Below are 21,955 nucleotides of genomic sequence, written 5' to 3'. Positions count from 1 at the left end.
AGCGTTTCCTGCAAAGTCCGGCTCGCGCGGCGCGCGCCCGGCGCCTGCCAGGCCGCGAACTCAGGCGCGTGCGTCCGGTTCGAGCTGCAATTGCAGCAAGATGATGGTGTCCTTGACTTTGAGTTTGCGCTTTTTCAGGCGCTGCAACTCGAAGTCGTCGATGCCGGGCTCATCCGACATTCGGTCGATCAAGCGATCGAGCCCACTATGCTCCGATTCCAGTTGCAGAATGCGGTCGCGAAGTGTGTCCGCGTTGATGACGTGATGTTGATCGCGCATGCTCGCCTCCTCTCGTCTATGGCGCGGGCTGCGTGTGCAGCCCGATGCCTGAGGTTGCTGTCCGGCTTAAAACGCGTTACGGCGGCTATGGCCCTGCCACACACGCTCAGGGCCTGCTCCAGCACGCTTACTGCTGTTGTTGCTGCTGCTTTTGCTGCTCTTCGAGTTGCTGCTGTTTCAACGCGTCCTGGCGCTTCTGTTCGGCTTTCTCGGCTGCCTGCTTCTGACGAGCCTCCACGTCGGCCTTGTGCTGTGCCGCGTCGGCCTGCTTCTTCTCGAAGCTCTGCTGCTTCTGCACGCGCTCCTGCGCCTTCTGCGCGCCCTGCGCACGCGCTTCGTCGAGCTTGCGCTGGAAGTCGCCCTGCTTCTGATCGTACGCCTGCTGGTTGGCCGCCGCCTGCGACGGGCTGATGCCGCGCTGCGCCTGATCCAGCGCATGCTGACGCTGCTTTTCCTGGTAGGCCTGGGCATTCGCGCTGCGCTGCGGCGCCTCGGCGGCGCGCTGTGCCTGATCGAGCTGATGCTGACGCTGTTTGTCTTCGTAAGCCTGGGCGTTGCGCGCGTCGTCGGCGGCGCGCTGCGGCGCGTTCGCTTCGTCCTGCGCGCGCTTGAGCGCGGCCTGCTCGTCACGCACGCGGGCGCGCTGCGTGCGCTGTTCGCCGTCGAGCGCGAGCTGTTCCTTGCGAATGTCCGCCTGCACCGAGCGCATGCTGTCGCGCGCCTTGTTCAAGCAATAGTTGATGAAGAACTTGCTATAGCAGTCGTGTTCCGCGACGCCGTAGCGATAGTTGTTCTCCTCGGTGCGCTGATCCAGGACTTTCTGGCGCGCGTCGAAATCGCTTTCCGACGCTGCCGCGTTGCCGGCGTTGTCCGTGCCGTCGGCGTTCGCGGCGCCCTGCGCCTTCGTGGCGCTCATGGCCTGCTCGCCCGACGCAGCGGCCGGCGTCACGTCGCCTGCGGGCCGCGCGGCGCCGCTGTTTGCAGGCGTGACGGATTGCGCCACGGCCGGCGCGGACACCACCAGCGCGGCGGCCAGCACACAAGACGCGCACGACGCGAAAGACACGCCATGGGAGAGCAACGCGGACCGAAACACGGAGCGCGGCGCCGACCCGAGCGCGGCGAACGAAGAACGTGGCAAACCCGGTGACGAACCCGGCGACAGAAACGGCAGCAGTTGTGACAAGCGAGAGACCAAGCGGGAGCCCAGGCAGTTGAGGAACAGGGAGATCGGCAACGTCGTAGAGGGTCAACGGAACATGCCCCAAATTCTATCACCCTGCGGTTGAGCCCCTTTGCATTTATGGCAAAATGCCCCGCTCCAGCAACCTGGTCGCAGCGCGCACGCCCGGCGTGCCCCGACGTGCCTCAAGTGGCCCTCATGTGCCCTCACGTCGCGTCAGCGCGCGGCCTCCGAACTGAGTCCGCAGGAACACCAAGACCTTATGACGGAAACCGTAGCACTCAAGATCGTACAGCGCATCGCCGCCGAACTGTCCGTCCAGCCGCGCCAGGTCGCGGCCGCGGTGCAACTTCTCGACGAAGGAGCGACTGTTCCGTTCATCGCCCGCTACCGTAAGGAAGTGACCGACAATCTCGACGACACGCAACTGCGTAACCTCGAAGAACGCCTGCTGTATCTGCGCGAGCTGGAAGACCGGCGCGCCGCGATCATCGCCAGCATCGACGAACAGGGCAAGCTCACCGACGAGCTGCGCACCGCGATCGAGGGCGCCGACAGCAAGCAGGTGCTGGAAGACCTGTATCTCCCATATAAGCCGAAGCGCCGCACGCGCGCGCAGATCGCCCGCGAAGCCGGTTTGCAGCCTCTCGCCGACGCGCTCCTCGCCAATCCCCTGCTCGATCCGCAAACCGAAGGCGCCGCCTACGTGGACGCCGAGAAAGGCGTCGCCGACGTGAAGGCCGCGCTCGACGGCGCGCGCGACATTCTCTCCGAACAGTTCGGCGAAACCGCCGAGTTGCTTGGCAAGCTGCGCGACTACCTGTTCAACCAGGGCGTGGTGTCGTCGAAAGTGGTGGAAGGCAAGGAAACCGCCGAAGAAGAGAAATTCCGCGACTACTACGACTACGCGGAAACCATCCGCACCGTGCCGTCGCATCGCGCGCTGGCGCTGTTCCGCGGCCGCAATGCGGGCGTGCTGATAGTCAAGCTGGGCCTCGGCGAGGAACTCGACGCGCAGGTGCCGCATCCGGGCGAAGCGCTGATCGCGCGCCACTTCGGCATCGCCAACCAGAATCGCCCGGCCGACAAATGGCTCTCCGACGTGTGCCGCTGGTGCTGGCGCGTGAAGGTACAACCGCACATCGAAAACGAACTGCTGACCAATCTGCGCGACGAAGCCGAGCACGAGGCGATTCGCGTGTTCGCGCGCAATCTGAAGGACTTGCTGCTCGCGGCGCCCGCGGGACCGAAGGCCGTGATCGGCCTCGATCCGGGCATGCGCACCGGCGTGAAGGTGGCGGTTGTCGATCGGACCGGCAAGGTGCTCGCCACCGACGTGATCTATCCGCACGAGCCGCGCCGCGACTGGGACGGCTCGATCGCGAAGCTCGCGCGCATCTGCGCGCAGACGCAGGCTGAACTGATCAGCATCGGCAACGGCACGGCGTCGCGTGAAACGGACAAGCTTGCGAGCGAGCTGATCGCGCGTCACCCGGAGTTCAAGCTGCAGAAGATCGTCGTGTCCGAAGCCGGCGCGTCGGTGTACTCGGCCTCGGAACTCGCGGCGAAGGAATTTCCCGACATGGACGTGTCGCTGCGCGGCGCGGTGTCGATCGCGCGGCGTTTGCAGGACCCGCTCGCGGAACTCGTGAAGATCGAGCCGAAGGCGATCGGCGTCGGTCAGTACCAGCACGACGTGAATCAGCGCGAACTGGCCCGTTCGCTCGACGCGGTGGTCGAAGACTGCGTGAACGCTGTTGGCGTGGATGCGAATACCGCGTCAGTCGCCCTGCTCGCGCGCGTCTCGGGTCTGAATGCCACGCTGGCGCGCAATATCGTCGACTATCGCGATGCGAACGGTCCGTTCCCGTCGCGCGAGCATCTGCGCAAGGTGCCGCGTCTGGGCGACAAGACCTTCGAGCAGGCAGCCGGGTTCCTGCGCATCAACAACGGCGAGAATCCGCTCGACCGCTCGTCGGTGCACCCGGAAGCGTATCCGGTTGTCGAACGCATGCTGGCGAAAATCAGCAAGCACGTCGGTGAAGTGCTGGGTAATCGCGACGCGTTGCGCGGCCTCTCGGCCGCCGAATTCGTCGACGATCGTTTCGGTCTGCCGACCGTGCGCGACATTCTCCTCGAACTCGAAAAGCCGGGCCGCGATCCGCGTCCCGAGTTCAAGACCGCGACGTTCCGCGAAGGCGTCGAGAAGGTCAGCGATCTGACGCCGGGCATGGTGCTGGAAGGCGTCGTGACGAACGTGGCGGCATTCGGCGCATTCATCGACATCGGCGTGCATCAGGACGGTCTGGTGCACGTGTCGGCCATGTCGACGAAGTTCATCAAGGACCCGCACGAAGTCGTCAAGGCCGGCCAGATCGTCAAGGTGAAGGTGCTGGAAGTCGATGTGAAGCGCCAGCGTATCGCCTTGACGATGCGGATGGACGACGAGGTCGGTGTAGCCGCGGCGCGTAGCGGCGGCGCCCAGCAGGATCGTAGCGGCGCGGGCCGCTCGGGCGGCGGTGGGCGCGGCGCGCCGCAACAGCGCTCGCGCGAGCCGGAACCGGGCGGCGCGATGGCGGCTGCGTTTGCCAAGCTCAAGCAGAAGTAAGTTCGCTGCGTTAAAGGCGCGTGGGTCCCGCTCACGCGCTTGCTGAGCTTGTTGAGCACCGCGCGGTGCTCGATCAGTCGTTCGCTCCAGCGCCAAACAAAAAGCCCACGCATTCGCGTGGGCTTTTTTTCGCGCCTCTATGCGCGAGGCGCTTGAAAATCACCGGCAACCATCAAATCTCGATCTTGGTCCCCAACTCCACTACCCGATTTGCCGGAATACTGAAGAAGTCCGTCGGCTTCGCGGCATTCTGATGCATCCAGGCGAACACACGTTCGCGCCACACCGACATGCCCGGCAGTTGCGTCGGCACCACCGTTTCGCGCGCGAGGAAGAACGACGTATCCATCATCTCGAAGGTCATGTCGCGGGTGCGGCCGACTTCGAGCAGCACCGCCTTCACGTCCGGCGTTTCGTTGAAGCCGTAGGCCGCCTTGACGAGATACAGGCCGCCGTCGATATCCTTGACCGTGACGCGCTCCGAGTCGTTCACGTAGGGAATATCACGCGTCACGAAGGTCAGGAAGATAGTGCGCTCATGCAGCACCTTGTTGTGCTTGAGGTTGTGCAGCAGGCTCACCGGCACGAGCGAATCGCTGCCGGTCAGATAGATCGCCGTACCCGACACGCGATGCGGCGGATGCGCGAGCAACCCTTGCAGGAACGGCATGAGCGGAATACCGTCGGCGGCCGTGCGCTCCTTGACGATCATGCGCCCCTTGAACCAGGTCATCAGCAGGAAGAACAGCAAGGCGCCGATGCCGAGCGGCAGCCACCCGCCTTCTTCCACTTTCAGCAGGTTCGCGCCGAAAAACCCTAGATCGACCGTCATGAACACGCCGATGATCAGCGCCACCAGCAGCTTGTTCCAGTTCCACACGTTCACCATCACGACACAGGCGAGAATCGTGGTGATCACCATGGTGGCCGTCACCGCGATACCGTACGCGGCCGCGAGATTGTCCGAGCTCTTGAAGGCGATCACGATGCACAGAATGATGAACAGCAGCATCCAGTTCACCACCGGCACATAGATCTGGCCGATCGCCAGTTCGGACGTGTGCAGGATCTTCATGCGCGGCACGTAGCCGAGTTGGATCGCCTGGCTCGTGAGCGAATAGGCGCCGGAAATCACGGCTTGCGAAGCAATCACAGTCGCGACGGTCGAGAGCACGACGAGCGGCAGCAACGCCCAGTCCGGCGCGAGCAGGAAGAACGGATTTTCGATGGCCTTCGGATCGTGCATCAGCAGCGCGCCCTGGCCGAAGTAGTTCAGCACCAGCGAAGGCATCACCAGGACATACCACGCCATGCGGATCGGTTTCGCGCCGAAGTGGCCCATGTCGGCATACAGCGCTTCGGCGCCGGTCAGCACCAGCACGACCGAGCCGAGCACCACGTAGGCTTGCAGCACGTGCGCGGCCATGAAGGTGTAGGCGTAGTACGGGTTCAGCGCGCGGATCACATCCGGAGATTGCAGGATGTGCCACAGGCCGAGCGCGGCGAGCACCACGAACCACAGCACCATGATCGGACCGAACAGGCGGCCGACCATTGCCGTGCCGTGCCGTTGAATCCAGAACAGCAGCACGAGGATCACCATGGTGAGCGGCAGCACCAGATGTGACAGATGCGGCGCGGCGATCTCCAGGCCTTCGACTGCGGAGATCACCGAAATGGCCGGCGTAATCACCGCGTCGCCATAGAACATGCAGGCGCCGAAAATGCCCAGCATCACCAGCAGCCCGGCCATTTTCGATTTCTCGCCGAGCGAGCGCAGTGCCAGCGCCATCAGCGCGAGCACACCACCCTCGCCGTTATTGTCCGCGCGCATCACGAACAATACATACTTGACACCGACCACGATCACGATCGCCCAGAAGAGCAGCGAGATCACACCCAGGATTGATTGATCGGTCAGCGGAATGCCGTGAGAGGGGCTGAAGGCTTCTTTCAGCGAGTACAACGGGCTCGTGCCGATATCGCCGAATACCACTCCGATCGCAGCGATGGCGAGGGAAGGCAGAGGCTGTTTGTGCACGTGATTGTTATCTGTCATAAACGCGAGGAAATCCGTTCCCTGAGCGGAAAAACGATCGCCATTCTAAACTGCCAGCATGGCACCGCCCGGCTTGTTGTGGATACACCACGTGACGGTCCGCGCAGTGTAGCACCGCGATATGAGCGCGTCTGCTGCGTGAGCCCTATTGCCGGCAGCGTCGATGCGCGATTTGCGAAGCACGCGCGCACGGCCCATAAACAAAAAAGCGGAGCCCAATGGGCTCCGCTTTGCGAGACTACGCAGCGTACGGCGCGATGTGCGACGCAACACGTTCGGCGCCGAAGTGCGCATCACTCCCCCGACGACTCCTGCGCTTGCGCCATGCCGCGCTTGATCCAGGCGCCGAGGTTATGCGGACGAACCGTGTCCCACTCCTCGAACGGTTGATGGATCCAAGGATTGGTGGGCAGATACTGCACGTGATAGTCGGGCTTCACCTTCGAGCAGCCCTTGTACCAGAGCACCGCGGAACGCACCGCGGTGATCGCCGGATAACGCTCTTTCAGATGCTGCTGAACACGCGCGAGCGTCACGCCCGAATCGACCAGGTCGTCGACCAGCAGCACGTTGCCGTGCAGCTCGCCACGCGTCATCGTGATGTATTGCGCGATGTCGAGTTCGCCCTGCTCCGTGCCGGCCGCTTCGCGATACGAACTCGTGGCGAGAATTGCCAGCGGCAGATCGTAAATACGCGAGAGCTGATCGCCGACGCGCAATCCGCCGCGCGCGAGACACAGAATCTTGTCGAATTTCCAGCCCGACTCGTGCACCTGCAATGCCAGCATTTCGATCAGCCGGTGATACTCGTCCCAGCCAACCCACAGGTTCTTGTCGTCGTTGCGCGGATCTTTCATCGCAATCATGGGTACACCTTGCACCATGGCTTAAACCTTGAACGGATGCCGAAGCAGAATCGTTTCGTCGCGATCCGGACCGGTCGACACCATGTCGATCGGAATGCCAGCGACTTCCTGCACACGCGACAGATAAGCGCGTGCATTCGCGGGCAGCTTGTCCCATTCCTTGATGCCGACGGTGCTTTCCTTCCAGCCCGCGAAGGTTTCGTACACCGGCTCGCAGCGCGCGACTTCCGATGCGCCACGCGGCAGCAGATCGACATTCTTGCCGTCGACCGTGTAGCCGACGCACAACTTCACTTCGTCGAGACCGTCGAGCACGTCGAGCTTGGTCATGCACAGACCCGACACGCCGTTGATCTGGATCGAGCGGCGCAACGCGGCGGCGTCGAGCCAGCCGGTGCGGCGCGGACGGCCCGTGACCGAGCCGAATTCCTTGCCGACGGTAGCCAGTTCGAGGCCGATTGCTTCCTGACGGGCGGCGTTATCCGCGTCGTACAGTTCGCTCGGGAACGGGCCCGAACCGACGCGCGTGCAATACGCCTTGGTGATGCCGAGAATGTAGTTCAGCTTTTGTGGACCGACGCCCGCGCCCGACGTGGCCGCCCCCGCCACGCAGTTGCTCGACGTGACGTACGGATACGTGCCGTGGTCGATATCGAGCAGCGTGCCTTGCGCGCCTTCGAACAGCAGGTTGCTGCCGGCCGCGTTCGCGTCGTACAGACGGCGCGACACGTCGGTGACCATCGGCTTCAGACGGTCGGCATAGCTGAGCATCGTGTCGAGCGTTTGCTGGAAGTCGACAGCGGCGACGCCCAAGTATTGCGTCAACACGAAGTTGTGATAGTCGAGGTTTTCACGCAGACGTTCTGCGAAGGTCTCGGGCTCGAACAGGTCCTGCACGCGCAAGCCCCGGCGCGCTACCTTGTCTTCGTAAGCCGGGCCGATGCCGCGGCCGGTGGTGCCGATCTTGCCCGCGCCACGGCGCGCTTCGCGGCCCTGGTCGATGGCGATGTGATACGGCAGGATCAGGGTGGTGGCTTCGGAAATGAAGAGGCGATTCTGAACGTCGACTCCAGCGGCTTCGAGCTCGCCGATTTCCTTGAACAGCGCTTCCGGCGACAACACGACGCCATTGCCGATGTAGCACGCGACGCCGGGATGCATGATGCCCGACGGAATCAGACGCAAGATGGTTTTCTTGCCGCCGATGATAAGCGTGTGACCGGCATTGTGACCGCCCTGGAAGCGAACGACGCCTTGAGCGTGGTCCGTCAGCCAGTCGACGATCTTGCCCTTGCCCTCATCACCCCACTGGGTCCCCACGACGACGACGTTACGCCCGGGGTTCACATTCACTGCGCTGGCAGACATGTTGTTTCGTAAGCTGGTTAAAAACGTATTCTACCTATGTTCGCGGAACCTTCCGAATTTTTCCGTTTCCGCTCAACGGTATGCACGTTATGGTGGGTATTGCGAAAGTCGCGCGGCCGGTGGCCGCACGGCGTTTTTACGACATGTTCGACGCCGCTTGACATGCCTTGAGAATCAATCACGCGCATGTTCCGCGACGCGCTCAGCCGCGCGGTTCGACGACCCAGTTGCCGTTGCGCTCGACCAACACGCGGTCGAACGCGAATTCGTCCAGATCGTGTTCATGGCCGGGTAGCGCCTGAATCACGACTTCGCCGGCATCGCGCAACGCGACGACGCTCACGCGCAGTGCTTCGTCGTGCTGCCACGGCGCCAGAATCGCGCTGCTGCGCGCTTCGACCGGAGAAATGCGCGCCACTTCGCGCAGATCGAGCGAAAAGCCGGTGGCCGCCCGTGCCCGGCCGTACGCCTGGCCGACGTGGTCGTAACGGCCGCCGCGCGCCACCGCATTCGGCACGCCGTCCACGTATGCCGAGAACATCACGCCGCTGTGGTAAGCATAGCCGCGCAGATCGGCAAGATCGATCATCACTTCGGCGCCGTCGACCTGGCTCGCGAGGAACGCGAGGTCGTCGAGCGCGCGGGAGATCGCCGGCGCGTTTGGCAAGCGGGCGCGGGCTTCGTCGAGCACCGAGGCGTCGCCGTACAGCGTGGGCAGCGCACGCAAGGCGTCGCGGATCACCGGCGTGAGGTTGGCCGTCAGTTCGACGAGGCGCGGCACGTCCTTGCCCGCCAGCGCGTCGTAGAGCGACTGCCCGAGCTCGGCCGCGGCCGGCTCGGCGTCGATCAGCGCAGCGAGCACGCCCGCATGGCACAGATCGAGGCGCACTTTCGCGAGGCCTGCCAGACGCAGCGCGTCGAGCATCAGTTGCTGGATTTCGAGGTCCGCTTCGAGACCGGCGTGACCATAGATTTCCGCGCCGATCTGGATCTGCTCGCGCGTGGCGTGCAGCCCGCGCGGACGCGTATGCGCCACGTTGCCCGCATAGCACAGACGCGTCACGCCCTGGCGATTCAGCAAATGCGCGTCGATGCGCGCGACCTGCGGCGTGATGTCCGCGCGCAGACCGAGCGTGCGCCCCGACAGTTGATCGACCAGCTTGAAGGTACGCAGATTCAGATCGTGTCCGCCGCCCGTGAGCAGCGACTCGATGTATTCGAGCAGCGGCGGCATGACCATCTCGTAGCCGTACGAACGGAAACGATCCAGCAAATGGCGCCGCAATTCTTCGATCTTGCGGGCTTCCGACGGCAGCACGTCGGCAATATTCTCGGGAAGTAACCAGGTCGACATCGATACAGTCCTACGACGTTGAACACGGCGGCTGGGTGCGCCGGTAAGTGAGTGTGAATGGCGGGCGGCGGCTCGATTTTGGCGGCTATCGCGGGCGCTCGGGGCGCCTGCGACGACCCGCATCCGGCTATCTGCCATCTGCCGCACAGGCTTTGCACTGCGCGGCGCTCGGACCACTGCGGGCAATCGCGACCGACGGCATCCGGCGGCGGTGGACATTCACACGCGCCATCGGACCGCGAGGCCGTCGGCAGGACAAACCCCGTCAGGTCACGATAAACAGCAGGATCAGCCCGAGCACCATCACGATCAGGCCGCCCACGCGAATCTGATGGGGCGGCCGTTCCGCTATTTTACGAAACGTGTCGCGCCAGGCGCTCGGAAAAACGAAGGGGAACATCCCCTCGATAATCAGCATCAACGCGATCGCGAGCAATAACGAGCCGGCTATATCCATGCGAATTAAGGGGCCGCGATGCGGATGCCGCGGCGTTCCGGTTATCAGTGTTTGCGCGGGACCGCGGGAGCGTCCGGGGCGGCGCCGCCGGTCGGGCTACGCATGAAGCGGAAGAACTCGCTGCTGGGGTCGACCACGATCACGTCGCCCGGCTTGAAGGTGTTCTTGTACGCCTGCATGCTTTGATAGAACTGGTAGAACTGCGGGTCGCTGCCGTAGGCCTCGGCGGCGATTTGCGCGGCCTTGGCATCGCCCTCACCCTTGATGGTCTGCGCCTGACGATAACCGTCCGCGAGAATCGCCTGTTGCTGGCCGATCGCGTCCTGCTTGATCTTGTCGGCCTCGGCCGTGCCCTTCGAGCGTTCGTCGGCGGCGATCTGCTGGCGCGCGGCAATCATGCGCTTGTAGACGGAGTCTGTCATCGACGCGGGGAAATCGACGCGCGTCAACTGCACGTCGACCACCGACACGCCGAGCGATGCCGCAGCCTTGTCCATCGCGGCGCGCGCTTCGTCGGCGACAGCCTGCTGCCTCGCAAGCGCGTCGGACAGCGTGACTTTCGCAAACGCGTCGCCCAGCGCGCTGCGCGACAGCAACGCGAGCCGGTCCGGCAGGCTCTGCGCATCGCCGCGGGTTTCGGCGAGCAGCTTGAGCGGATCGGTCACGCGATATTTGAGGACCGGGTTGGCTAGCAGATCGATTTTGTCGGACGTCACGTAGCGGTCTTCGTCCGGTGCGTCGAGCGACTGGATGCGATTATCGACCAGCGTGACCGTTTGCAACGGCGGCGGCAATTTGACATGCAAGCCGGGGCCGAGCAGGCTCGGCGCCTCGTCGCCATGCGAGGACAGCACAGCCATGTGCCGCTGATCGACGACGAACACCATCGACGAAGCGGCAAACAGCACGATGACGACGGCCACGACGAGCGCAATGATCTTGTTCATGATGTGCGCTCCTTATTGGACGTCGTCTTCGCGCATACGGCTGCGGAAGGAGTCGCGTGAACGCAGCGCGTCGCTGCTGGATGCGGCCTGGCTGGCGGGCGTGGCGACCGCGGCCGGCGCGGAAGCTGCCGTGCCCGGCGCGGAGGCCGACGGTGCGGCCAACGGCAACGCGGCACTGCTCGCCGCTTGCGGCGCGGCAACGGCCGCAGCACCTGAGGTGGCGCCCGCAGCGGTGCTCGCGTCCGCCACCCGCTGGCGGGTCTGCTCGACCAGCTTGTCGAGCGGCAGATACAGCACGTTGTTGCTGCTCTTGCTGTCCACAAACACCTTGGTCGTAGTCGAATAGATCTGCTGCATGGTATCCATGTACATGCGCTCGCGAACCACAGCGGGCGCTTTCGAGTACTGCGCATAGACCTGCTTGAAGCGCTCGGCGTCGCCTTGTGCCTGGGCCACCGTCTTGTCGCTGTAGGTTTTTGCTTCGTCGATCTGGCGAGCCACGTCGGCTTGCGCGCGCGGCAACAGATCCGCTGCGTAGGCCTCGGCATCGCGCTTCGCGCGCTCGTTTTCCTGACGGACTTTCGCGGCGTCGTCGAATGCGGCTTGCACCCGGTCCGGCACCTGCACGCCCTGGATCGTCACACCGGTCACGGCGAGTCCGGACTGGTATTCATCCAGGGATTGCTGGATCGCCGCCATCAGTTGCTGGCGAATTGTTTCGCGATCCTGATAGAGGATGTCGTTGGTGCTGCGCGCGCCAACGATGCTGCGCACCGCCGCCTGACCGGCCTGCATCACGCCCTGATCGGGATCGACGCTGCGGAACAGGTAGTCGGTCGGCTTCTTCACCTGGTATTGCACCGCGAAGCGCACGTCGACGATATCCGCGTCGTGCGTGAGCATCGACGCGTCTTTCACATTCGCGAGACGCAACACGTTATTGCGGCCGATCTCCACCTGGCGGATCTGGCCGACATTGACGAGTTCATGTGCTTCGAACGGATACGGCAGACGCCAGTGCACACCCTGCCCCGCCGTGTAGCGATACTTGCCGAACTGCATCACGACGCCGGCCTGGCCGTCCTGCACGACGAACACACCGCTGCCGAGATAGATGGCCAGCAGCACGCCGATCACGATGCCCACGCCGATGCGCGCGCCACGACCGTTGTCCGGACGGCCGCCGCCCGCGCCGCCGCCCTTGCGGCCGAACACGCGACTCAAGCGGCGGTTGAAATCGCGCCACATCTCGTCGAGATCTGGTGGCCCTTCACCGTCCTTGGCCGGCGGACGCTTGGGCTCGTTTGGACGTTGCCGGTCGCCATTGCCGTCCCCACGGCCCCAGCGCGGATCGTTCAGTGACATCATGGCGCGCATGCGCAGCCAGATACTCCGCTCGTTGTAATCGTTCACCTGTGTTCGTTCACCAGAGTAGACAGCGGGTCAGTGCAATTGGAACGGGTCAGTGCCCGAGTTCTGGGACCTTGCGGTCGTCGCGTGGTGCTGCCGACCGGTCTTCTTCCGAGAGATCGACCAGCGTTTCGGGAAGAGGTTCGGCAGTAGCGATTTCAGCGATGGCAGCGCGCAGCGTGTCCAGCCCTTGCCCCGTGCGCGCGCTCAAAAAGACGCGCGAAATATTACCATACTCGTCCCTTTCGACCGCATCCCCACGGGCCGCCAGCTCCGGCACCGCGTCGATCTTGTTGAAGACCAGCACTTGCCGGATCGTATCTGCACCGATGGCATGCAACACCTCGTTCACCTGATCGATCTGGTCGAGCCGCACCGCGCTCGACGCATCGACCACGTGCAGCAGCAAGTCGGCGTGAATGGTTTCCTCGAGCGTGGCGCGAAACGCCGCGACCAGCTGGTGAGGCAGTTCGCGGATGAAACCGACCGTATCCGACACCACTACCTGCCCCGCTTCGTCGCCGAGATAGACGCGCCGCGAAGTGGTGTCCAGCGTCGCGAACAACTGGTCGGCGGCGTACGCCTGAGCCTTGGTGAGCGCGTTGAAGAGCGTGGATTTGCCCGCGTTCGTGTAGCCGACCAGCGACACCGACATGGTCTGATTGCGGCTGCGCGCGCGGCGCTGCGTGCCGTGCTGACGGCGCAGTTTCTCGAGCCGCGTCTTGAGCGCCTTGATGCGCTCGCCGATCAAACGGCGGTCGGTTTCGAGCTGCGTTTCGCCAGGGCCGCGCAAACCGATACCGCCTTTTTGCCGTTCCAGGTGGGTCCATGCGCGGATCAGTCGCGTCGACAGATACTGCAGCTGCGCGAGTTCCACCTGCAGCTTGCCCTCATGGCTGCGGGCGCGTTGCGCAAAAATGTCGAGGATGAGACTGGTGCGATCGATCACGCGCCGATTAAGCGCCTGCTCCAGATTGCGCTGCTGCGCAGGCGCCAGAGCATGATTGAAAATGACGAGTTCGATGTCGTTCGCCTCACACGCCAGACGCAGTTCTTCGGCCTTGCCGCTGCCGACGAACATCTTGGCATCGGGACTGGACCGGCGCCCGGTGAGGGTGACTAAGGGATTCGCGCCCGCGCTTTGCGCGAGCAGGCTGAGTTCTTCTAGGCTGGCTTCGAAATCGATCTTACCGAAGTCGATGCCGACAAGCGCTGCATTGATCAAATTGGAAGGTATCAAAATGAGGCGGCCGGGAGTAATCGCCAACGGGCGACGTTAGCCGGCCGCGACGGGGGTTAGGACTGTTCAGAATCCGGGTGGAAATTCACCGGGCGGGCTGGCACGACTGTCGAGATTGCGTGCTTGTAGACCATCTGGGTGACCGTATTCCGGAGCAACACGACGTACTGGTCGAACGATTCAATGTTCCCTTGAAGCTTGATGCCGTTGACCAGGTAGATCGACACCGGCACATGCTCTTTACGCAGTGCGTTCAAAAACGGGTCTTGTAACAATTGCCCTTTGTTGCTCATAGCAAACTCCGTATTTTTTTGCAGGTTGACTTAATTGACGGGGAAGAAAAAGAGATCCACCGTCAACCGCTACACTATAGCCGATTTTCGTTTTTGCGCGAGAGGCCCGGCCATGCGGCCAAAGCCAGCACACACGCGGGTTTCAGCCTGGGTCTAGCCTTTATCCGCGTAAGGGTTCGTCGACGATCTGAACTCTATGCGCAATGGAGTCCCAGTCAGCTTGAAAGTTTCCCTGAAGCGGTTTTCGAGGTAGCGTTTGTACGTTTCGGTGATCGCGTCGAGCGCGTTGCCGTGAATCACGATGATCGGCGGATTCTGCCCGCCCTGGTGCGCGTAGCGCAGTTTCGGGCGCACGGGACCACGCCGGCGCGGCTGCTGGAATTCGACGGCGTCGATCAGCGCGCGCGTGAGCTTCGGCGTCGGCAGCTTGGCCATGGCGGCTGCGTAGGCGTCGTCGACCGAGCGCATCAACGGGCCGATCCCTGTTTTTTCCGCGGCGGAAATAAAATGGAACTTGGCGAAGTCGAGAAATTTCAGTTTGCGCTCGAGGTCGGCCTTGGTGCGGTCGCGCACATGCGGATCGAGACCGTCCCACTTGTTCACGCCCACCACCAGCGCACGGCCCTGCTCCACTACGAAGCCGGCAATATGCGCGTCCTGTTCTGAAATATCCTGGCGCGCGTCGAGCAGCAGGATCACGACGTTGGCGTCGGAGATCGACTGCAGCGTTTTCACCACCGAGAATTTCTCGATCGCTTCGAACACTTTGCCGCGGCGGCGCAAACCGGCCGTATCGATCAGCGTGTACGGTTTGCCGCCGCGCTCGAAATCGACGTAGATCGAATCGCGCGTGGTGCCCGGCATATCGAACGCGATCACGCGTTCTTCGCCTACCAGTGCGTTGATCAAGGTCGACTTGCCGACATTCGGACGGCCGACGATCGCGATCTTCACGCCGCGCGTTTCTTTCTCGTCGTCGCTCTCTTCCGGCTGGCCGGCGTACGCGACTTCGAGCGCCTCATTGATCATTTCGGTGACGCCGTCGCCGTGCGCCGCGGAAATCGCGCGCGGGTCGCCGAGGCCGAGTTCGTAGAAGTCGGCGGCGACCGTGGTGTACTTCATGCCCTCGGCCTTGTTGACGACGAGGAAAATCGGCCGGCCGACCTTGCGCAGATAATCGGCGATCGACTTGTCCTGCGGCGCGAGACCGTTGCGACCGTCGACGATGAACACGACGATGTCCGATTCCTCAACCGCCTGGCGGGTTTGCCGCGCCATTTCGTGCAGAATGCCGTCTTTCGCGACCGGCTCGAAACCGCCGGTATCGACGACCAGATACGGCCGCTCGCCGGTACGCCCTTCACCGTAGTGGCGATCGCGGGTGAGACCGGGCAGGTCGGCAACCAGCGCGTCACGCGAGCGCGTGAGCCGGTTGAACAGCGTGGATTTCCCCACATTGGGGCGCCCAACGAGGGCAATAACGGGTTTCATCAGATGTTGTTCACGGTGAAACGCGGGATCGAAATCGACCGGCCGCGTAGCGACGCCATGCGGCCGCTACACGGCAGCGTTTGACGAAAATTATCACGAATTCGGCCAGCCCCGGATGTGCTGTCAATATGCGCACCCGGGCGGACGGGGGTTTGGCTGTATGGGCGGCGCCAAGGGGCCGCCAGGTTCAGTCTTTACTGCTCGACGGCTCGCACGCCAGTTCGAATACGATTCTCTGCGGTATGTACGAGGATGCCGCCGAAGGTGGTGCCGCAAGCAACCACCGATGGCCACGCGGGCCCGTGCGCCATGTCTGATCCGACTTGCCGGACCAGCCAGTCCGGCGGAATTCTTTTACTTACTCTGCCCTGCTACTACAACTCAAACCGCAACTCGACAAAAACGCGCGCGGCCGGCGAAGCCGGCCTGCATGCCAGACGGCGATTGCCTCGCGCGATCAGCGCGGGCGGTAGCCGTACAGGTCGCCGTCGTGCGTCAGCACCACCAGCGTCTCGCCGGCGAGCACCGGCGCCGCGGTAATCGGGCTGCCGTCGGTCTTCACGCGTGCGACGAGCGTGCCGTCGTCGCGGGACAGGAAGTGCACGTAGCCTTGGTAGTCGCCCAGCACTGCGGCATGACCCAGAATGAACGGCACGCTCAGGTCACGGTTCTTTAGCTTGTCGTTCTTCCACAGCGGCGCGCCGTTGCTGACGTCGAACGCCGACACCACCGACCAGTCGTCCGCTGCCACCACGGCGCCATCATCCTGCGCCAGACCGCTCGTGCTGGAGAACGCCTTTTCCCACACGGCGCGGCCCGAGTTCGCGTCGAAACAGCCAATCTGGCCCTGGAACGTCACGGCGCAGGTTTCCGAACCGACCAGCGTGGGCGGACCGGTCACGTCGTTGATACGCTCCACTTCCGTCACGCCCTTCGGATAGGACACCGGCGTTTGCCAATAGTTATCGCCCGTCTGCAGGTTGATCGCCGCGAACGCGCCGCCCGGGAAACCGGCCAGCACGGCCGCATCGCCCGCGAACGTCATGCCCGACGACACACGCAGATTGAGCGGCACCGCGCGGTTGCGGTAGTTCCACTTCTGCTCGCCGGTCTGCGCGTTGAATGCGACGATCTGACCGTCGACCGTGCGCACCACCACGAGACCGTTGCCGACGAGCGGCGGCGAAATGATCTCGCCCGGCGCCTTGGCGGTCCACAGTTGTTTGCCGTCCGCGCCGAGTACGTAGACGTCGCCCTTCAGGCCGCCGACCGCGGTGAGCGTGCCGTCGCTGCCGACACCCGCCGAAAGGTCGTCGTGCAGCTTCACGCGCCAGACGTCCTGACCGGTTTGCGCGTCGATCTTCGCAACCGAACCGTTCGCTCCAGCCGCGTACACGGCGTTGCCGACCGCAACCGGCGAGAACAGATAGCGCCCTGCCTTACCGACGCTTGCCTTCCAGGCCTGCTGCACGTCGAGCACGGGTTTGAACTCGGTGAGCGGCGTCGGCACGCGGCGCTCGTCTTTCGTGGATGAGCAAGCCGCCATGGTGAGCACGGTCATCGCACAGGCAACGGGCACAGCGTAACGTTTCAGCAGATTCATCGGTGGACGAAGCATTCAGGAATTTAATTAAAGGAGACCGGTTGGTCGTGGCACGCGGCGCTGATTGTGGCGCTTTACGTGCGGCGATCAGCCGCCCAGCGCGTCCAGCTTGAACTGAATCAACTGGCGCGCCGAACTATCGTTTTTCGACAGCGAGTCGAGGGCCAGCTTGTAGGCCGCGCGCGCATCGTCGCGCTTGCCTTGAGCGGCGAGCAGATCGCCGCGGCCGTTCGCCACGATGCCTTTGAACGCGTCGGACTGCGGTTCGGCGAGCAGCGCGAGGCCCTGGTCGTAAGCCTTGTCGTCGAGCAGCAGCGAAGCGAGGCGCAGCTTGGCGATCTGCTTGAACTCGTCATCTTTCGCGTGATCGATGGTCCATTGCAGTTGCGCCTTCGCGGCGGCTTCGTCGCCCGCGGCGTACAGCGCCTTGGCGGCGCCGAGCGCGGTCATCTGCGCATACGCCGTGCGGCTGAACCTGTCTTCCATGTCGGTGGCGACGCGGGTGATCTTTGCCTTATCGCCCGATGCCACGGCTTGCTGCACCTGGTCGTACAGCACGGCAGCTTCCGCCGCCTGGCGCCGTTGCCAGAAATTCCAGCCGTTCCAGCCAGCCGCGGCGACCAGTGCCACCAGCACGATCCATGTGGTTGCATTGCCCCACTGCGTCCACCATGCCTTCAGACTTTCAATCGATTCTTGTTCGTCGTGGTAACTCATTGCCCGGCGATTTCCTCTTTCTTGCTACGTGTGCGTGTCGAACCCGATTGCGAACCAACCGGCTCGACGACATCGCGATCAGTCGTCGCCGTCTTCGGCGGTTGCAACCATCGCATTGATTAGAAATTCGGTCAAGTCTTCGGCCGGTACGTTGTGTTGCTCGTTTTTACCGCCGTTAGCATTTGTATCGCGCAGCGGTTTCACGCCCACCGTGCCGTTGGCGATCTCGTCTTCGCCGAGCACCACCGCGAACGCCGCGCCGCTTGCGTCGGCACGCTTCATCTGCGATTTGAAGCTGGCCGTTTGACCGTCGGCGCTGCAATGCAGGATCACGTCGAGGCCCGTGTCGCGCAAACGCTCGGCGATGATGAAGGCCTGCTCGCGCGCCGCGTCGCCCTGATGGACCACGTACACGTCGCAACCTTCGTCTTCCGGCACCAGTTGCTCTTCCTTCAGCAATTCGAGGATCCGCTCGACGCCCATTGCCCAGCCGCATGCCGCCGTGGGCTTGCCGCCGAGTTGTTCGATCAGCGGATCGTAACGCCCGCCGGCCGCGACAGTGCCTTGCGCGCCGAGCTTGTCGGTCACCCATTCGAACACGGTCAGATTGTAATAATCGAGACCGCGCACGAGACGCGGATTGATCGTGAACGGGATGTTGTTCGCCTTCAGAATGCGCTGCAAACCTTCGAAGTGCGCGCGCGATTCTTCGCCGAGAAAATCGATCAGCTTAGGCGCGTTCTGCGCGACTTCCTGCATGGCCGGATTCTTCGTATCGAGCACGCGCAGCGGGTTCGTGTAGAGACGGCGCTTCGCTTCTTCGTCGAGCACGTCCATGTGCTTTTCGAGGTGCGCGATCAATTCGACACGGTGCGCCGCGCGTTCTTCCGCGAGACCCAGCGAGTTGATTTCGAGCTTGATGCCCATCAGCCCGAGGTCGTCCCACAAACGCTGGCACATCATGATGATTTCAGCGTCGGCGTCCGGACCGGCAAAGCCGAGCGCTTCCACGCCGACCTGATGGAACTGGCGATAGCGGCCGCGCTGCGGACGCTCGTGGCGGAACATCGGGCCGATGTACCACAGGCGCTTCGGGCCGTCGTACAGCATGTTGTGCTCGATCGCCGCGCGCACCACCGCCGCCGTGTTTTCCGGGCGCATGGTCAGATTTTCACCGTTCAACGCGTCGGTGAAGCTGTACATCTCTTTCTCGACGATGTCGGTCACTTCGCCGATACCGCGCTTGAACAACTGCGTATGCTCGATGATCGGCGTACGAATATTCTGGTATCCGTACGAACGCAGCATCGACTTGACGGTCGTTTCGAAAAATTCCCACAGCCCGGCTTCCTGCGGAAGGATGTCGTTCATACCCTTCACGCCGGAGAGCTTTTCGAGCTTTTTCTTCTGTTCAGTCATCTGTATTTCGAGAGCCGATGTTTAGTTGGCTACCGTGGCGCGGCCATAGCTGCGCTCGACGTAGTCACTCACGATTTGCTGGAATTCTTGCGCGATGTTATCGCCGCGCAGCGTCTTCACCTTCTCGCCGTCGATGAACACCGGCGCGGCCGGGTTCTCGCCCGAGCCCGGCAAGCTGATGCCGATGTTGGCCTGCTTCGATTCGCCCGGACCGTTGACGATGCAACCCATCACCGCGACGTGCATCTTCTCGACGCCAGGATATTGATCGCGCCACACCGGCATCTGCGTGCGCAGATAGGTCTGGATTTGCGACGCAAGTTCCTGGAACAGCGTGCTGGTGGTGCGGCCGCAACCCGGGCACGCGATCACCATCGGCGTGAACGAGCGCAGACCCATGGTCTGCAGGATTTCCTGGCCGACGATCACTTCGCCGGTGCGCGAGGCGCCCGGTTCCGGCGTGAGCGAAATCCGGATCGTGTCGCCGATGCCCTGCTGCAACAACACGGACAACGCCGCGGTCGAGGCAACAATGCCCTTCGACCCCATGCCAGCCTCGGTCAAGCCGAGATGCAGCGCGAAGTCACAACGGCGCGCGAGTTCGCGGTACACGGCGATCAGATCCTGCACGCCGCTGACCTTGCACGACAGGATAATCTGATTGCGCGACAGACCGAGTTCGACCGCCCGCTCCGCCGAGCCGATCGCCGACTGGATGAGCGCTTCGTACATCACGCTTTGCGCTTCCCACGGCGTGGCACGCGCGGCGTTCTCGTCCATCATCTTCGCGAGCAGGTCCTGGTCGAGACTGCCCCAGTTGACGCCGATACGCACCGGCTTGTCATACTTCGCCGCGGCTTCAATCATCTGCGCGAACTGCGTGTCGCGTTTCGCGCCATGGCCGACGTTGCCCGGATTGATCCGGTACTTGGACAGCGACTCCGCGCACGCGGGGTAATCGCGCAACAGCAGATGGCCGTTGTAATGGAAGTCGCCGACCAGCGGCACCGACACGCCCATGCGGTCGAGCTGCTCGCGCACGGCCGGGACGGCCGCGGCCGCTTCCGGCGTGTTCACGGTGATACGCACCAGTTCCGAGCCGGCTTGCGCCAGTTCCTTGATCTGGATCGCGGTGCCGATGGCGTCCGCGGTATCCGTGTTGGTCATCGACTGGATGCGCACGGGTGCGTCGCCGCCGATGGTGACGAGCTGGCCGCCCCAACGGACGTCGACCGCGTGCGACTTGCGCCGCGCGGCCTGGCCGCCGAACACCGGCTCGGTTGAAACGATCTTGCTACTCGATTGGGATTGAGCTTCGGATTGCATCGAAAAACCCATTTACGCCGCATGCGCCACACAGAAGACGTAGCGCCTGAATTGAAAAAGCGCCGCGGACCGGTTGGCCGCGGCGCATACCGTATCTGTCAAGGCAGCGCGAAGCGCGCCACGTTGCCTTTGGCCGCCGCATACTTCGACGGATCGACCGGCTGGCCATCGAGCGTCAGCGAGTCGAGACCGGCCCTGTTGCCGACCGTGACCTTGAACGGCGCTTCGCCCGTTACTTCCTTGGTATCGCCTGCGTGCACGAGGCCGGAGAACACTTCCTTGCCATCTTTGCCACGCACGCTGAACCAGCTGTCCTGTTTTACGCTCAACGCAACGATCGACTGACCTGCAGCCGGCGTGACCGTAGCCGCCGGCGCGCTCGCGCCCGGCGCAGTTGCCGCAGCCGGTGCTTGCGACCCGGCTTTCGGCGCGGCCGTCATTGCCGTGACTGCCGGCGCCGACGAAGGCGCCGTGCCGGTGGCGAGCGGCGCGGGCATCGGCGTAGCCGACGCTGCATTTTCTGCTGCCGCCTGCGCGTCCGGCGCAGAAGCAGCCTCTTCCGCGGCGGCTTCCGAACCTGCCGATTGCCCCTGCGCCACCGCGCCCGATGCGCCGGTCGCGCCGCCAGCGGCACCGTTCGCGGTCGCTTTCAACCGCGCGAGCCACGCCGACGAATCGCCGCCGTTGGTATGCCACATGCCGAGCGCGATCACCGCGACGATCACCGCCGCCACGCCCCACAACCATGAGCGGCTCTTTTGCCCGCTGCCGCCCAGCGAAAGCGATACCTTGCCGCGGGGCAAATCTTTACCCGACGACGCCGGCATCGACAGATCCGGCGCGGGCACACCCTTTTCGCGGCGCAATGCCGCCGTGAACGGCGTGGGATCGGCGCCGAGCATCTTCGCGTAGCTGCGCACCACGCCCAGCGCGAAGGTGGTGTCCGGCAAGTGGCTGATGTCGCCCGATTCGAGCGCGCGCAGCTTGACGGCACTCACCTTCAGACGCGCCGATACGTCGTCGATCGTCCAGCCTTTCGATTCACGCAATTGGGTCAAGCGCGCGCCAACCGCCGCCAACGAGTCCATGCCCGGCTGCACAACAGGCTGCACCGCCGCCCGTGCGACTGGCGCCGGATGGCCTTCGTTCGTGTCTGTGTCCTGCGGCTGCGGGTGCTGCGGCTCACTCATCCCAAATCCTTTCGCGTCGATTCTTTTTCACTTGTGCAACCCGGACCGGCTCAAGCCTCACGTCCCAATCGCAGACCGTTTATAACAAAATGTGCGGCCTGATGTGCCGCTTCCGATCGCTTCTGCAAACTTTCTTTTCAATCGA

General features: G+C 63.4%; 18 protein-coding genes. 1 reads left to right on the top strand and 17 read right to left on the bottom strand.

The window, feature by feature from the left end; all coding sequences use genetic code 11:
• Positions 1-60 precede the first annotated feature (60 nt).
• A complete protein-coding gene (locus RI103_RS07430; protein ID WP_007181361.1) occupies positions 61-279 on the bottom strand; it encodes a DUF465 domain-containing protein in 219 nt (72 codons plus the stop codon).
• Between the two features lie 127 nt (positions 280-406).
• Positions 407-1,345 (bottom strand): hypothetical protein, encoded by a 939-nt coding sequence (locus RI103_RS07425; protein WP_310815192.1) that lies wholly within the window; start codon positions 1,343-1,345, stop codon positions 407-409.
• Between the two features lie 379 nt (positions 1,346-1,724).
• Between RI103_RS07425 and RI103_RS07420 the strand changes: the two genes are divergently transcribed.
• The gene (locus RI103_RS07420) at positions 1,725-4,070 is read left to right on the top strand and encodes a Tex family protein (protein ID WP_310814710.1); all 2,346 of its coding nucleotides are present in this window, start codon (positions 1,725-1,727) and stop codon (positions 4,068-4,070) included.
• Positions 4,071-4,242: 172 nt separating this feature from the next.
• Here RI103_RS07420 and RI103_RS07415 read toward each other — a convergent pair whose 3' ends face one another.
• The 15 genes from RI103_RS07415 to RI103_RS07345 all read right to left on the bottom strand — a co-directional run bounded on the left by RI103_RS07415 (position 4,243) and on the right by RI103_RS07345 (position 21,810).
• Positions 4,243-6,129 carry a potassium transporter Kup gene (locus RI103_RS07415; protein ID WP_310814709.1) on the bottom strand — a complete coding sequence of 629 codons (1,887 nt, stop codon included), beginning with the start codon at positions 6,127-6,129 and terminating at the stop codon, positions 4,243-4,245.
• A 293-nt stretch (positions 6,130-6,422) separates the two neighbouring features.
• Positions 6,423-7,013: a phosphoribosyltransferase gene (locus RI103_RS07410; protein ID WP_310814708.1), complete on the bottom strand. Its 591-nt coding sequence runs from the start codon at positions 7,011-7,013 to the stop codon at positions 6,423-6,425.
• A gap of 3 nt (positions 7,014-7,016) precedes the next feature.
• Positions 7,017-8,363, bottom strand: coding sequence for an adenylosuccinate synthase (locus RI103_RS07405; protein WP_310814707.1), 1,347 nt, complete (start codon positions 8,361-8,363; stop codon positions 7,017-7,019).
• Between the two features lie 202 nt (positions 8,364-8,565).
• A complete protein-coding gene (locus RI103_RS07400) occupies positions 8,566-9,717 on the bottom strand; it encodes an ATP phosphoribosyltransferase regulatory subunit (RefSeq protein WP_310814706.1) in 1,152 nt (383 codons plus the stop codon).
• Between the two features lie 265 nt (positions 9,718-9,982).
• Positions 9,983-10,174: a DUF2065 domain-containing protein gene (locus RI103_RS07395; RefSeq protein ID WP_007181354.1), complete on the bottom strand. Its 192-nt coding sequence runs from the start codon at positions 10,172-10,174 to the stop codon at positions 9,983-9,985.
• A 44-nt stretch (positions 10,175-10,218) separates the two neighbouring features.
• Complete coding sequence (hflC, locus tag RI103_RS07390) at positions 10,219-11,121, bottom strand: protease modulator HflC (RefSeq protein WP_310814705.1); 903 nt, start codon at positions 11,119-11,121, stop codon at positions 10,219-10,221.
• A gap of 12 nt (positions 11,122-11,133) precedes the next feature.
• On the bottom strand, positions 11,134-12,534 hold the full coding sequence (gene hflK / locus RI103_RS07385) for an FtsH protease activity modulator HflK (RefSeq protein ID WP_310814704.1): 1,401 nt from the start codon (positions 12,532-12,534) through the stop codon (positions 11,134-11,136).
• 49 nt (positions 12,535-12,583) lie between these two features.
• Positions 12,584-13,798, bottom strand: a complete 1,215-nt coding sequence (gene hflX / locus RI103_RS07380; RefSeq protein ID WP_208949455.1) for a GTPase HflX — start codon at positions 13,796-13,798, stop codon at positions 12,584-12,586.
• 29 nt (positions 13,799-13,827) lie between these two features.
• Positions 13,828-14,064: an RNA chaperone Hfq gene (gene hfq, locus RI103_RS07375; RefSeq protein WP_006051315.1), complete on the bottom strand. Its 237-nt coding sequence runs from the start codon at positions 14,062-14,064 to the stop codon at positions 13,828-13,830.
• A gap of 153 nt (positions 14,065-14,217) precedes the next feature.
• Entirely contained in the window at positions 14,218-15,555 is a 1,338-nt protein-coding gene (gene der, locus RI103_RS07370; protein WP_310814703.1) for a ribosome biogenesis GTPase Der, read from the bottom strand.
• 457 nt (positions 15,556-16,012) lie between these two features.
• A complete protein-coding gene (gene bamB, locus RI103_RS07365; protein ID WP_310814702.1) occupies positions 16,013-17,158 on the bottom strand; it encodes an outer membrane protein assembly factor BamB in 1,146 nt (381 codons plus the stop codon).
• An 87-nt stretch (positions 17,159-17,245) separates the two neighbouring features.
• A complete protein-coding gene (locus tag RI103_RS07360) occupies positions 17,246-17,875 on the bottom strand; it encodes a tetratricopeptide repeat protein (protein ID WP_310814701.1) in 630 nt (209 codons plus the stop codon).
• Between the two features lie 78 nt (positions 17,876-17,953).
• Complete coding sequence (hisS, locus tag RI103_RS07355; RefSeq protein WP_310814700.1) at positions 17,954-19,294, bottom strand: histidine--tRNA ligase; 1,341 nt, start codon at positions 19,292-19,294, stop codon at positions 17,954-17,956.
• A 21-nt stretch (positions 19,295-19,315) separates the two neighbouring features.
• On the bottom strand, positions 19,316-20,632 hold the full coding sequence (gene ispG / locus RI103_RS07350) for a flavodoxin-dependent (E)-4-hydroxy-3-methylbut-2-enyl-diphosphate synthase (RefSeq protein WP_310814699.1): 1,317 nt from the start codon (positions 20,630-20,632) through the stop codon (positions 19,316-19,318).
• An 86-nt stretch (positions 20,633-20,718) separates the two neighbouring features.
• Positions 20,719-21,810 (bottom strand): helix-turn-helix domain-containing protein, encoded by a 1,092-nt coding sequence (locus tag RI103_RS07345; RefSeq protein WP_310814697.1) that lies wholly within the window; start codon positions 21,808-21,810, stop codon positions 20,719-20,721.
• Positions 21,811-21,955: the final 145 nt, after the last annotated feature.

The sequence above is a fragment of the Paraburkholderia sp. FT54 genome (assembly GCF_031585635.1).
Lineage (GTDB): Bacteria > Pseudomonadota > Gammaproteobacteria > Burkholderiales > Burkholderiaceae > Paraburkholderia.
Note: the sequence above shows the minus strand (reverse complement) of the source record. Positions and strands in the feature narration are given on the sequence as shown.